Source organism: Candidatus Omnitrophota bacterium (assembly GCA_003598025.1).
Taxonomy (GTDB): domain Bacteria; phylum Omnitrophota; class Gorgyraeia; order Gygaellales; family Profunditerraquicolaceae; genus Profunditerraquicola.
Genome location: QZKH01000003.1, coordinates 218,806 through 230,817, shown reverse-complemented (window position 1 = coordinate 230,817; position 12,012 = coordinate 218,806). Strand labels below are relative to the sequence as shown.

Annotated in this window: 22 protein-coding genes; all 22 read left to right on the top strand. The window is 42.2% G+C overall.

Annotated features, from left to right (window positions below):
• The first annotated feature begins 2 nt into the window (after nucleotides 1-2).
• The 22 genes from C4533_03635 (at nucleotide 3) to C4533_03530 (ending at nucleotide 12,012) form a co-directional block, all read left to right on the top strand.
• Nucleotides 3-374, top strand: a complete 372-nt coding sequence (locus C4533_03635) for a 30S ribosomal protein S12 (GenBank protein RJP28896.1) — start codon at nucleotides 3-5, stop codon at nucleotides 372-374.
• Nucleotides 371-841, top strand: a complete 471-nt coding sequence (locus tag C4533_03630) for a 30S ribosomal protein S7 (protein ID RJP28895.1) — start codon at nucleotides 371-373, stop codon at nucleotides 839-841. Before C4533_03635 ends, C4533_03630 begins: the two co-directional genes overlap by 4 nt.
• A gap of 3 nt (nucleotides 842-844) precedes the next feature.
• Nucleotides 845-2,935, top strand: a complete 2,091-nt coding sequence (gene fusA / locus C4533_03625; protein ID RJP28894.1) for an elongation factor G — start codon at nucleotides 845-847, stop codon at nucleotides 2,933-2,935.
• A gap of 22 nt (nucleotides 2,936-2,957) precedes the next feature.
• Nucleotides 2,958-4,157: an elongation factor Tu gene (tuf, locus tag C4533_03620; GenBank protein RJP28893.1), complete on the top strand. Its 1,200-nt coding sequence runs from the start codon at nucleotides 2,958-2,960 to the stop codon at nucleotides 4,155-4,157.
• 68 nt (nucleotides 4,158-4,225) lie between these two features.
• Entirely contained in the window at nucleotides 4,226-4,528 is a 303-nt protein-coding gene (locus C4533_03615) for a 30S ribosomal protein S10 (GenBank protein ID RJP28892.1), read from the top strand.
• Nucleotides 4,529-4,568: 40 nt separating this feature from the next.
• Nucleotides 4,569-5,210, top strand: a complete 642-nt coding sequence (locus tag C4533_03610; protein RJP28891.1) for a 50S ribosomal protein L3 — start codon at nucleotides 4,569-4,571, stop codon at nucleotides 5,208-5,210.
• Between the two features lie 2 nt (nucleotides 5,211-5,212).
• Complete coding sequence (locus C4533_03605; protein RJP28890.1) at nucleotides 5,213-5,866, top strand: 50S ribosomal protein L4; 654 nt, start codon at nucleotides 5,213-5,215, stop codon at nucleotides 5,864-5,866.
• A 14-nt stretch (nucleotides 5,867-5,880) separates the two neighbouring features.
• The gene (locus tag C4533_03600) at nucleotides 5,881-6,159 is read left to right on the top strand and encodes a 50S ribosomal protein L23 (protein RJP28889.1); all 279 of its coding nucleotides are present in this window, start codon (nucleotides 5,881-5,883) and stop codon (nucleotides 6,157-6,159) included.
• Between the two features lie 14 nt (nucleotides 6,160-6,173).
• Nucleotides 6,174-7,007 carry a 50S ribosomal protein L2 gene (locus tag C4533_03595; GenBank protein ID RJP28888.1) on the top strand — a complete coding sequence of 278 codons (834 nt, stop codon included), beginning with the start codon at nucleotides 6,174-6,176 and terminating at the stop codon, nucleotides 7,005-7,007.
• A 2-nt stretch (nucleotides 7,008-7,009) separates the two neighbouring features.
• A complete protein-coding gene (locus C4533_03590; protein RJP28887.1) occupies nucleotides 7,010-7,297 on the top strand; it encodes a 30S ribosomal protein S19 in 288 nt (95 codons plus the stop codon).
• A gap of 9 nt (nucleotides 7,298-7,306) precedes the next feature.
• Nucleotides 7,307-7,648: a 50S ribosomal protein L22 gene (locus tag C4533_03585; GenBank protein RJP28886.1), complete on the top strand. Its 342-nt coding sequence runs from the start codon at nucleotides 7,307-7,309 to the stop codon at nucleotides 7,646-7,648.
• The gene (locus C4533_03580; GenBank protein ID RJP28885.1) at nucleotides 7,648-8,358 is read left to right on the top strand and encodes a 30S ribosomal protein S3; all 711 of its coding nucleotides are present in this window, start codon (nucleotides 7,648-7,650) and stop codon (nucleotides 8,356-8,358) included. The genes C4533_03585 and C4533_03580 overlap by 1 nt, the downstream gene beginning before the upstream one ends.
• A 2-nt stretch (nucleotides 8,359-8,360) precedes the next feature.
• Complete coding sequence (locus C4533_03575; protein RJP28884.1) at nucleotides 8,361-8,777, top strand: 50S ribosomal protein L16; 417 nt, start codon at nucleotides 8,361-8,363, stop codon at nucleotides 8,775-8,777.
• Nucleotides 8,777-8,977 carry a 50S ribosomal protein L29 gene (locus C4533_03570; GenBank protein ID RJP28883.1) on the top strand — a complete coding sequence of 67 codons (201 nt, stop codon included), beginning with the start codon at nucleotides 8,777-8,779 and terminating at the stop codon, nucleotides 8,975-8,977. The genes C4533_03575 and C4533_03570 overlap by 1 nt, the downstream gene beginning before the upstream one ends.
• Entirely contained in the window at nucleotides 8,970-9,245 is a 276-nt protein-coding gene (rpsQ, locus tag C4533_03565) for a 30S ribosomal protein S17 (GenBank protein ID RJP28882.1), read from the top strand. The genes C4533_03570 and rpsQ overlap by 8 nt, the downstream gene beginning before the upstream one ends.
• A 1-nt stretch (nucleotide 9,246) precedes the next feature.
• Nucleotides 9,247-9,615 (top strand): 50S ribosomal protein L14, encoded by a 369-nt coding sequence (locus tag C4533_03560; protein ID RJP28881.1) that lies wholly within the window; start codon nucleotides 9,247-9,249, stop codon nucleotides 9,613-9,615.
• A complete protein-coding gene (locus C4533_03555; GenBank protein ID RJP28880.1) occupies nucleotides 9,615-9,926 on the top strand; it encodes a 50S ribosomal protein L24 in 312 nt (103 codons plus the stop codon). Before C4533_03560 ends, C4533_03555 begins: the two co-directional genes overlap by 1 nt.
• Nucleotide 9,927: 1 nt before the next feature.
• The gene (locus tag C4533_03550) at nucleotides 9,928-10,482 is read left to right on the top strand and encodes a 50S ribosomal protein L5 (protein RJP28879.1); all 555 of its coding nucleotides are present in this window, start codon (nucleotides 9,928-9,930) and stop codon (nucleotides 10,480-10,482) included.
• 2 nt (nucleotides 10,483-10,484) lie between these two features.
• The gene (locus C4533_03545) at nucleotides 10,485-10,670 is read left to right on the top strand and encodes a type Z 30S ribosomal protein S14 (protein ID RJP28878.1); all 186 of its coding nucleotides are present in this window, start codon (nucleotides 10,485-10,487) and stop codon (nucleotides 10,668-10,670) included.
• A 19-nt stretch (nucleotides 10,671-10,689) separates the two neighbouring features.
• Entirely contained in the window at nucleotides 10,690-11,085 is a 396-nt protein-coding gene (locus tag C4533_03540; protein RJP28877.1) for a 30S ribosomal protein S8, read from the top strand.
• A gap of 1 nt (nucleotide 11,086) precedes the next feature.
• Nucleotides 11,087-11,635 carry a 50S ribosomal protein L6 gene (locus C4533_03535; protein ID RJP28876.1) on the top strand — a complete coding sequence of 183 codons (549 nt, stop codon included), beginning with the start codon at nucleotides 11,087-11,089 and terminating at the stop codon, nucleotides 11,633-11,635.
• 14 nt (nucleotides 11,636-11,649) lie between these two features.
• Nucleotides 11,650-12,012 carry a 50S ribosomal protein L18 gene (locus C4533_03530; protein ID RJP28875.1) on the top strand — a complete coding sequence of 121 codons (363 nt, stop codon included), beginning with the start codon at nucleotides 11,650-11,652 and terminating at the stop codon, nucleotides 12,010-12,012.

Genomic DNA, 12,012 nt, shown 5'->3' with positions numbered 1-12,012 from the left:
TTATGCCGACAATTTCGCAATTAATAAAATACGGAAGAATATCGAAGATTAAAAAGACAAAATCTCCTGCGCTTAAAAGATGCCCTCAGAGAAGAGGGGTCTGTTTACAGGTAAGGACAATGACGCCTAAAAAACCTAATTCGGCTTTAAGAAAAATAGCCAGGGTTAGGCTTACTACGGGTATAGAAGTCACTTCATACATACCTGGTGAAGGCCATAATCTCCAGGAGCACTCGATAGTACTTGTAAGAGGCGGCAGGGTAAAAGATCTTCCGGGTGTGCGTTATCATATTGTAAGAGGCACACTTGATACCGCTGGTGTAGCTAATAGAAAAAAATCACGTTCAAAGTACGGAGCTAAGAGGCCGAAATGAGAAGAAGAAAAGCACAGGAAAGAGAAATACTGCCAGATCCAAAATTTAACAGCAAGATAGTAGCCAAGTTTATCAATATGATAATGATCAAAGGCAAAAAAGCAGTTGCTGAAAAGATAGTGTATGATGCCTTTGAGATAATCAAAAAGCAGACTAATGAACAGGATGTAATAAAAGTTTTCTATAAAGCTATAGATAATGCCCGCCCAAGGCTTGAGGTCAAGCCAAGGCGTGTGGGCGGAGCGACTTACCAAGTGCCTGTTGAGGTCAAACAGGAACGCGGGACTTCTATCGCGTTGAGATGGATGAAGGATTTTGCAGCTGGCAAAAAAGGCAAGCCTATGTATGTTAAGCTTGCTGATGAAATCGTATCTGCGTATAAAGGCGAAGGTTCAAGTATCAAGAAAAGGGATGACACTCATAAGATGGCTGAAGCTAACAAGGCTTTTGCCCACTTTAGATGGTAAATTATGGCAGCTAACCTGGATTTAACTAAATTAAGGAATATTGGTATAATCGCGCATATAGATGCGGGTAAAACAACTACTACTGAACGCATACTTTATTATACCGGCAGGACGCATAAGATCGGCGAAGTCCATGAAGGGACTGCGACTATGGATTGGATGGTGCAGGAACAGGAAAGAGGCATCACCATTACGGCTGCAGCAACCACATGCTTCTGGGGAGATTACAGAATAAATATTATTGATACCCCCGGGCACGTTGATTTCACGGTTGAGGTTGAGCGTTCGCTTAAGGTGCTTGACGGAGCGGTAGTTGTGTTTTGCGGTGTTGGCGGCGTGGAGCCACAATCAGAGACAGTATGGCGCCAGGCGGACAGATACGGTGTCCCAAGGATAGCCTTCGTAAATAAAATGGACAGGACAGGCAGTAATTTCTATGATGCTATAGACCAGATGCATAAGAAACTGGCTGCTAATGCTGCGGCAATCCAATTGCCATACGGCAAAGAAGCTGATTTTACAGGAATAGTTGATTTGGTAGACCTTAAATTCAGGCTTTATAAAGATGATGCTGGGAAGAATTATGAAGATGCAGAAATACCGAAAGAAATGATGCCTGAAGTTGAAAAATACAGGAATATACTTATTGAGAGGCTTGCTGAGGTTGACGATACGATGATGGAGGATTTCCTGCACGGTAAAGAAATTTCGTCCGCGCAGATTAAGGAGACTATCAGAAGGAGTGTAATCGCAAATAAATTTGTCCCTGTGCTGTGCGGCACTGCTTTCAGGAATAAAGGCATACAGCTGGTCCTTGATGCTGTCTGTGATTATCTGCCTTCTCCGATTGATTTGCCTCCGGTCAAAGGCACTAATCCTGAAACCGGAGAATTTGAAGAGATAATACCGTCTGAAAAAGCGCCCTTTTGCGCGTTATGTTTTAAAGTAGCTACAGACCCTTATGTAGGTAAGATAAATTACGTCAGGGTATATTCAGGCACTCTGAAATCAGGCACCTACGTTTATAATGCGACTAAGCGCGAGAAAGAAAGAGTGACTAAGATTGTCAAGATGCACGCTAACAGGCAGGAAATCGTAGATAGTATCGTTGCCGGTGATATCGCAGCCGCTGTAGGCCTTAGAGAAACAAAAACCGGGGATACCCTCTGCACAGAAAATAATCATATACTACTTGAAGCAATGCGTTTCCCGGAGCCGGTAATCCAGCAGGCAGTAGAACCTAAGTCCAAAGATGCGCAGGAAAAACTCGGTTTTGCTTTGCATAAACTTGAAGAAGAAGACCCTTCATTCCGGGTGTTTTATAACCAGGAAACAGGCGAGACTATTATCGCCGGGATGGGCCAATTGCATCTTGAAATTATAATTGACCGGATTTTAAGAGAATTTAATGTCGAGGCTCAAGTTGGCCAGCCGCAGGTTGCATATAGGGAGACGTTGACCAAAAAGATAAGCTCGGTCGGTAAATTCATTCAGCAGAGCGGCGGACGCGGCCAATACGGGCATGTGGTTTTTGAGATGGGGCCGACTGAAACTCCGGGCCAGGGAATTGTTTTTGAGGATAAGATAAAGAGCGGCGCTATACCCAGGGAATTTATTCCAGCTGTAAAAAAAGGAGTCAATGCCGCATCAAAGACCGGTGTTCTTGCAGGCTATCCCGTGACTGATGTTCATGTCACGCTGGTCGATGGCTCATACCATGATGTTGATTCTTCAGAGCTTGCTTTCCAGATGGCCGCGGGGATTGCCTTCAGCGACGGATTAAGGAAATCAGGTTCAATCCTTCTGGAACCGATTATGGATATGGAGATTACAACGCCCGAAGAATTCATGGGCCAGATTATCGGGGATTTAAGTTCACGACGGGCAAAAATAGTTTCTCTTGTTACAAAGAACAATTTGTGTTATATAAGAGCACATGTCCCTTTGGCTGAAGTGTTTAATTATGCCACTGTTTCAAGGTCCTTGACACAAGGGCGTGCTTCCTATACAATGGAGCCCTCTTTTTATTCAGAGGTGCCTGCACATATAGCGGAAAAAATTATAACCGGGCTTACAACAGCATCTAAGACTTAATAAAAAATCAGGAGGTGTTTTAATGGCTAAGGAAAAATTTGTAAGGTCAAAACCCCACTTAAATATCGGCACCATTGGTCACGTTGACCATGGCAAGACTACTTTGACAGCAGCAATAACAATGGTTCTTAACAAGAAGGGTTATGCAGAGGCAAGGACATATGATTCAATTGACAATGCTCCTGAAGAGAGGGAACGCGGCGTTACTATTAATATTTCACACGTCGAGTACCAGACTGATACGCGCCACTATGCACATATTGACTGCCCTGGGCATGCTGACTATATCAAGAACATGATTACCGGCGCAGCGCAGATGGATGGTGCAATCCTGGTTGTTTCTGCGGCTGACGGCCCTATGCCTCAGACAAGAGAGCATATCTTGCTGGCCAGGCAGGTTAACGTTCCGGCAATGGTTGTTTTCCTGAATAAGGTCGATATGGTTTCAGACAAGGAATTAATTGACCTTGTTGAGATGGAAGTAAGGGAACTTTTGACCAAATATGGTTTCCCTGGAGATAAAACCCCTATAGTTAAGGGGAGTGCTTTAAAGGCAATGGAAGCTGGCGGGGACCCAAGCAGCCCGGATGCAGCAGCTATTTTAGAACTTATGAAAGCAGTAGATGATTTTATCCCCTTGCCAAAAAGAGACTTAGATAAACCGTTCCTCATGGCAGTGGAAGACGTTTTTACGATTGAAGGTAGAGGTACGGTAGGTACAGGCAGGGTTGAAAGAGGCAAGGTAAAGTTAAACGACGAAGTCGAGATCGTCGGTTTAAAACCCGAAGTAGGCAAGACTGTTGTTACCGGCATTGAAATGTTCAGAAAGATACTTGATGAAGGCCAGGCCGGAGATAACCTCGGGTTGCTCTTAAGAGGTGTTTCTAAAGAATCACTGGAAAGAGGAATGGTTCTTTCAGCTCCAAAATCAATAACTCCTCATACCAAGTTCAAGGCGCAGGTTTACGTTTTGACAAAAGAAGAAGGCGGAAGGCATACACCATTCTTCAGCGGATACAGGCCGCAGTTTTATTTCCGCACAACTGATGTTACCGGTTCAGTTAAGCTTCCTCAAGGGGTGGAAATGATCATGCCCGGGGATAATGTCAGCGTTGAAGTTGAATTGATTATGCCTATAGCTATGGAAAAAGAATCAAGGTTTGCTATACGTGAAGGTGGGCACACAGTAGGCGCAGGAGTTGTTTCAGAAATAATCGCCTAATTTACACATAATCTTCCGGGCTTATCAGGCCGAGCCTGGTGAGCCCGGAAGTAAATTGAAAGAAGAAAATGCAAAAGATAAGAATAAGGTTAAAAGCTTACGACCATCGTTTGTTAGACCAGGCGGTCATTGAAATCGTTGACACGGTAAAGCGTACCGGGGCCAAAATATCGGGGCCGGTGCCGTTGCCGACAAAAAGAGAGATTTATACCGTCCTGCGTTCACCTGTGATTGACAAAAAGTCGCGCGAACAGTTTGAACTGGCTACTCATAAGAGGTTGATTGATATTTTTGAGCCTACCGCAAAAACAATCGATGCGTTAAGAAAGCTGAATTTGCCTGCTGGTGTTGATGTTGAAATCAAAATGTAATTTTCAACTTGCCCGGCTTTAACTAAAGAGCGTAAATAAAATGAGCGGATTAATAGGGAAAAAAATTGGGATGACTCAGGTTTTTAACGAACAGGGCGATGCGATCGGTGTTACGGCTATCGAAGCAGGCCCGTGCATGGTCTTGTCGGTAAATGATAAAAATGTCCAGGTTGGTTTTGAACCTTTAAGCAATGAAAAAAAGATTAAAAAACCTGTTTCCGGATATTTTAATAAACTTAAACTATCCCCCAGAAAAGTAATCAGGGAGTTCTCCAAGCACAGCGGCAGAGAATATAAAGTTGGCGAAGAGATCAAGGTTGATGTTTTTCAGGTCGGGGATTATGTGGATGTGTCTGGTATATCCATCGGAAAAGGCTTCCAGGGAGGCATGAAAAGATGGAACTGGAGCGGCGGGCCGATGACTCACGGTTCGATGTCACACAGAAGGATCGGTTCCATTGGCTCAAGTACGACTCCGGGAAGGGTATGGAAAGGGCATCATCTCCCAGGCCATATGGGTAATGTGAAGGTAACTGTTCAGAATCTTAAGGTAGTGATGGTGGACCCTGAAAATAATATTTTAGTAGTAAAGGGCGCTATACCAGGGCATGATAATAATTACGTTATCATAAATAAGGCAAAGAAAAGAAAGCCAGCTGCCGATAAAACTGCGAAGAAATAAAAATGGAAAACTTGACTATAAGTGTATTTAATATGGATGGCAAAGAAGTAGAATCGCTCAAACTGGATGCATCAGTGTTTGACGGCTCGGTAAATAAAAATTTATTGCACAGGGTGCTTACCGTGTACCGCTCTAATCAGAGAAAAGGACTGGCTGCAACTAAGACCAGGGGAGAAGTTTCCGGCGGTGGCATCAAACCCTGGAGGCAAAAAGGCACAGGCCGGGCAAGGGTAGGTTCCATACGTTCACCGTTATGGCGGCACGGTGGAGTTGTTTTCGGCCCTCATCCAAGAAGCTTCTTTATTTCAATACCTAAGAAGCTTAAGACACTGGCTTTAAAATCTGCGCTTAACGCTAAATTAAACGAAGGCAATTTAATGGTTTTGGATAGATTTGAAGTATCTTCGCCAAAAACAAAAGAGGTAGAAAAAATATTCAAGAATTTAAAGCTTATCGGAAAAGATGGACCGAAGAATAAAAGACTGCTTTTATTATCCGATAAATTATCTGCCAATGCAGTTTTAGCAACGAGGAACCTTAAATTTTTGGACACAGCATCAGCCAAAGACGCCAATTCATTAGAGCTTATGCTTGCAAGGAGAGTCCTGATTACAAAAGACAGTATTAAACAACTAGTTCAGAGAATAAAAAAATAAAAAAAGAGTAGAAAATGAAATTAAGTTATGATATACTTCTTGCTTTACTTCAGACGGAGAAATCAACTTTGTCAGAACCGGAAGGGAAATACCTTTTTCTGGTGAGAAACGATGCCAATAAAACAGAGATAAAAAGGTCCGTCGAGGAAATATACAAAGTAAAGGTAAAGAATGTAAACACTTTAGTAGAGACAGGGAAATCAAAAAGAGTCAGGTATCAGCTTGGAAGGACTCCCGATACAAAGAAGGCAATAGTCACCCTTAAAAAAGGCGAAAAAATAACAATCTCTTAAAGAAAAGTGTAGCCATGGGAATAAAAAAATATAGACCAGTAACACCTTCACGCAGATGGATAACAGGTTCGGATTTTGCAGAGATCACTAAGAGTACGCCTGAAAAATCATTGATTGCGCCGCTCAAAAGAAAAGGCGGGCGTAACTCAAGCGGCAGATTAACAGTCAGGCATCAGGGCGGCGGGCACAAAAGAATGTTGCGCTTGATAGATTTTCGCAGGGATATTTATGACATACCGGCAAAAGTTATCGCTATCGAATACGATCCTAACCGTTCTGCAAGAATAGCATTAGTTGAATACAATAATAAGATCAAAAAATATATTTTAGCTCCTGTCGGGCTTAATGTTAACGATGAAATAATAGCCACAAAGCAAAAGGATGTGGAGATTAAAACCGGCAACAGCCTGTTGCTTAGATATATACCAACCGGTACGATGATACATAATGTTGAGCTTTTTAAAGGTAAGGGCGGCCAGATCGTAAGAAGCGCTGGAGCAAGCGCTCAGATCATGGCTAAAGAAGGCGAATACGCCCAAGTTAAGCTTCCGTCAGGCGAAATCAGATTAATAAACCTTGATTGTCATGCCACTATCGGCCAAATTGGCAATATAGAACACGAGGCTATAAGCATAGGTAAAGCCGGCAGGGCACGTTGGGCCGGTGTAAGGCCTACGGTAAGAGGCGCGGCTATGAATCCTGTTGACCACCCGCACGGTGGCGGCGAAGGAAAATCAGGGCAAGGCAATCCTCATCCTGTAACACCCTGGGGCAAGCCCACAAAAGGTTATAAGACCAGGCTTGATAAAAGGTATTCCAACAAATTTATCGTAAAGAGAAGGAAATAAAAATGCCCAGATCATTAAAAAAAGGCCCGTTCGTAGAAGAAAAATTGGTAAAAAAAGCGGATAGAGCAAGGCGTTCAGGCCAAAGGTTAGCAATAAAAACTTGGTCAAGGCGCTCTACAATAATACCTGATTTTGTAGGGTTGACCTTTGCGGTTTACGATGGCAAAAAGCACGCACCTGTATTTGTCACTGAGAATATGGTAGGCCATAAACTCGGAGAATTCGCACCGACAAGGATTTTCAGGAAACATGGTGGAGTTAAGGCGAAGAAGGCGCCGGAAAAAACATAATAAACAAAGATGATAGCAAAAGCCGAATCAAGATATGTCAGGATGTCAAGCCGTAAAGTCAGGCAGGTTTTGGAGCTTATACGCAAAGAAGATGCTACCGATGCCTTGGCTATCTTGTCAAATTTGAATAAAAGAGCGAAGGAATTCCTGATTAAAATACTTAAACAGGCGATAGCAAATGCAAAAGTAAAAGGGATTAAGCAAGAGCAGTTATATATCTCAAAAGCAGTCTGCAATATTGGCCCATCATGGAAAAGATACAAGGCAGCCGCTTTCGGAAGGGCAAGCCCGATAAAAAAGAGGACTTGTCATATAAAAATCGAGTTAGATATTAAGCAGGAGAATAATTAATGGGGCAGAAAGTAAATCCGTTCGTATTGAGGGTAGGTTTTATCAGGACATGGCATAGCCGTTGGTTTGCTAAACCCAAAGATTATGCCACGTTTATAAAAGAAGATTTCAATATACGCAAGTTTATAAAGAAGCGTTTTAAGCAGGCAGCTATTTCAAAAATTATAATTGAAAGGCTTGCCGAAAGGATTAAGATCAGGATTTTAAGCGCCAGGCCCGGTATAATAATCGGGCGCCATGGTGCTGATATAGAGCGGCTAAGAGAAGACTTGAACGCCATGGTAAAAAGAGAAATTTCAATTGATATTGAAGAAGTAAAGAATCCCGGCATTGATGCCCAGCTGGTTGCCGAGAATGTATCTCTACAGATTGAAAAGAGAGTAGCTTTTAGAAGGGCTGTAAAACGCGCAATGGAACAATCCCTTTCTTCAGGTGCTAAAGGTATAAAAGTAACATGTTCCGGAAGGTTAAACGGAGCAGAGATGTCAAGGACAGAGACTTATAAACAGGGCAAGGTTCCTCTGCAGACCCTTAGGGCAGATATTGATTATGGATTTGCCGAGGCTTTAACTACCTATGGCCTTATAGGCGTAAAGGTGTGGCTTTATAAAGGAGATGTGCTTCTGGCTAGAGGCGCCAGCTTGAGTACTCAAATAGCTGAGGATAAAGAAGAGTCACAGGAAACAGCTAAGCCTAATATCGGGAGTTAACTATGGTATTAATGCCTAAAAGAGTTAAATATAGAAAATTACAAAAAGGCAACCGCAGAGGGATTGCAGTCGCTGGTTCGGAATTAGCCTTTGGTGAATTTGGCCTCAAAGCACTTGCTAACGGCTGGATTAAAAATAATCAAATAGAAGCAGTAAGGGTTGTCCTGGCAAGGCAGCTGAACAAAGGCGGAAAATTGTGGATAAGGATATTTCCCGATAAGTCAATTACTAAGAAGCCTGCCGAAGTAAGAATGGGAAAAGGCAAGGGAGACCTGAGCCACTGGGTAGCAGTCGTAAAAAGAGGAAGGATTTTATTTGAAATGGGCGGTGTCCCTGAAGAATTCGCCAGGCAGTGTTTCAGGCTTGCCGCATACAAGCTTCCCGTAAGATCAAAATTTATCACGAGGACACATAAGTAATGAAGATAAAAGACCTACGCGCATTATCAGACCAGGAACTCAACCAGAAGGAAGTGAATTTAAGGGAAGAGCTCTTTAAACTTAACCAGCAGAGGTTTGCTTCAAGAGTAGAAAAACCGCACATGTTTTCATTGATTAAGAAAGACATAGCCAGGATAAAGAGTATACTTAAGGAAAGAAAAGAGACAAAAAATGGGTAAAACTAAAGAACTATTAGGCACAGTTATACGTGATAAAATGAACAAAACTATCGTCGTAAGCACGGTACTCGTTGCCAAGCATCCTAAATATAAAAAGACAATAAAGAGGTTCAGCAGATACAAGGTGCATGATGAGAAGAATGCCGCTAAAATAGGCGATATTGTTAAGATTCAGGAGACCAGGCCTTTATCTAAGGACAAGAGGTTTAAGCTGGTTTCAGTCGTTAAGGCTTCAGCCAGGTTGCACGCACAGGAGAAGGCGGAATAAAATGATATACATTCGTTCAATTCTTGATGTCGCGGATAATACAGGAGCTAAGAAAGTGTCTTTTATTTCGGTCCTGGGAAAAAAGAACTGCTTAATCGCTGGAATAGGGGATATTATAAACGTAAATGTTAAAGAATCTTCTCCCGGGGCTACGATTAAAAAAGGAGAAGTGGCTAAGGCGGTCATCGTCAGAACGAAAAATGCTATTAAAAGAGAGAATGGCTCGGTATTGCGGTTTGACCGCAATGCGGTTGTTTTTATTGACGCCCAGCTTAATCCCAGAGGGACCAGGGTGTTTGGGCCTGTCGCAAGAGAGCTTAGGGATAAGAATTTCACAAAAATTATTTCATTAGCACCAGAGGTAATATAATGTTCAAACTTAAAAAAGGCGACACGGTAATTCTTACAAAAGGAAAAGATAAAGGCAAGAAGGGAAAGGTCCTTAAAATCTTTGGAGAAACTAAACGCGCTATTGTCGAAGGGGTAAATTTGGTTAAGAAGCACAAAAGAAAGACCCAGCAGGACCAGCAGGGCGGCGTCGTCGCTATCGAAGCGCCTATCAGCATTGCCAATATATCCATATTATGCAAGCAGTGTAATAAGGCCGTCAGGATCGGCTATACCCTGCTAAAAGACGGTACAAAAACTAGAACCTGTAAATCGTGTAAAGAGGCAATTTAAAATGACCCCAAGATTATTAATCAGATATAGAGATGAAATCATCCCTGAGATGATGAAGGTTTTCAGCATAAAAAATAAGTATGCTGTCCCGCGTGTCGATAAGATCGTGGTCAATATGGGCGTAGGCGAAGCCATACAGGATGTGAAACTGCTGGAAAAATCAATGGACGAATTGGCAGTTATAGTCGGGCAGAAGCCTGTTATCAGGAGGGCTAAAAAAGCCATATCTAATTTCAAAATTAAGCAAAATCAGGCTGTCGGCTGTAAGGTGACTTTGAGGAAAAACATCATGTATGAGTTTATGGACAGGTTGATTAACGTCGCGATGCCAAGGATAAGGGACTTTAGAGGGATATCTGATACTTCGTTTGACAGGGCAGGTAATTATACGCTGGGTCTGACCGAGCAAAATATTTTTCCCGAGATAGATTATGATAAAATTACCAGGACTCAGGGTATGGATATAACATTCGTAATTAAAAATTCAAAAAGTAAAGAGCAGTCCAAAGAATTGCTTAAATTGTTTGGTATGCCCTTTAAAACAGGCGAGCAATAATTATGGCAAAACAGTCACAAAAAGCTAGGTGCAGCAGGAAACCAAAATTTTCCTCAAGAAAATATAATCGTTGCCCTCTTTGCGGAAGGTCAGGTGGTTTCTTGAGAAGGTTTAAGCTGTGCAGGATCTGCTTCAGGGAGCTGGCTTGGGCCGGAATGATCCCCGGAGTAAAAAAGGCAAGCTGGTAATTAAATTTACGGAGAAAATATGTCTAGAACAGATTTGTTAGCAGATGCATTCACGATAATTAGAAATGCAATAATGATCAAAAAAGAGGCTGTGGATATACCCGCTTCTTCAACTTTAAAGTCCATAGTAGATATATTAAAGAAGGAAAATTATATTGATGACTTTAAATCCATTGATGATAAAAAGCAGGGGATAATCAGGGTCTATTTAAAATATATTTCAGGCAAACCGGCGATTAAAAATATAAAAAGGATATCTAAGCCGGGGTTAAGAGTATATGTTAAACATCAAAAAGTCCCTTCTGTATTGCGCGGCAGGGGCTTAGCCATTGTTTCCACCTCCAGGGGCATATTAACCGATGCCCAGGCCAGGGAACTGAAAGTCGGTGGCGAAATAATCAGCTACGTTTGGTAAAATGTCCAGAATAGGTAAAAAACCAGTCTTAGTGCCTCAAGGCGTAAAAGTAGAGATCAACGATAATACTGTTTTAATCGAAGGCGCAAAAGGAAAACTTACCAGGAGTTTTTCTCCGCGTATAAAAATTGAAAAGAAAGATTCACAGCTTATTGTACAGCGTGCAACCGACAGTAAGATTGACCGGTCATTGCATGGGCTTACACGCGCATTGCTGGTAAATATGATAAAAGGGGTAACCGAGGGTTTTAGTAAGCAATTAGAGATAATCGGGGTAGGTTTTCGCGCCCAGATGCAGGGGGCTAACTTGAGCATGCAGCTTGGTTTTTCGCACCCGGTAATATTTAAAGCGCCTGAAGGGGTAAAAATTGAGGCCCCGAAACAGAATATTATTGTTATAAGCGGAACCGATAAAGAAAAAATCGGAAAAGTAGCCTCGGAGATACGCATGATTTATCCTCCCGAGCCTTATAAAGGCAAGGGGATCAGGTATGTCGGTGAATTTGTAAAGAAGAAGATCGGTAAAGCTCAGGCAACTGCCGGAAAGTAAACAGAATATCAAATATGAAAAATAACAGGGAAGTAGCGAGGTTAAAGAGGCACAGAAGAATCAAATTAAGAATGTTCGGTGAAGAATCCAAGCCGCGTTTGATTATTCACAGGAGCTTAAAGAACCTTTTTATCCAGGTAGTAGATGATTCAAAAAAGAGGACAGTGTTGTCGTCATCTACTATGGATAAGGAAGTAAAAGAACGTTTCCCGTACGGCGGGAACGTAAAAGCGGCTGTATTTTTGGGAGAAGTTTTTGCAAGAAAAGCCAAAGAAAAAGGCATAAAGAAAATAATATTTGACCGTGCCGGATTGAAATATCACGGTCGTGTCAAGGCATTTGCCGACTCACTAAGAAAAGGCGGGGTTGAATTTTAA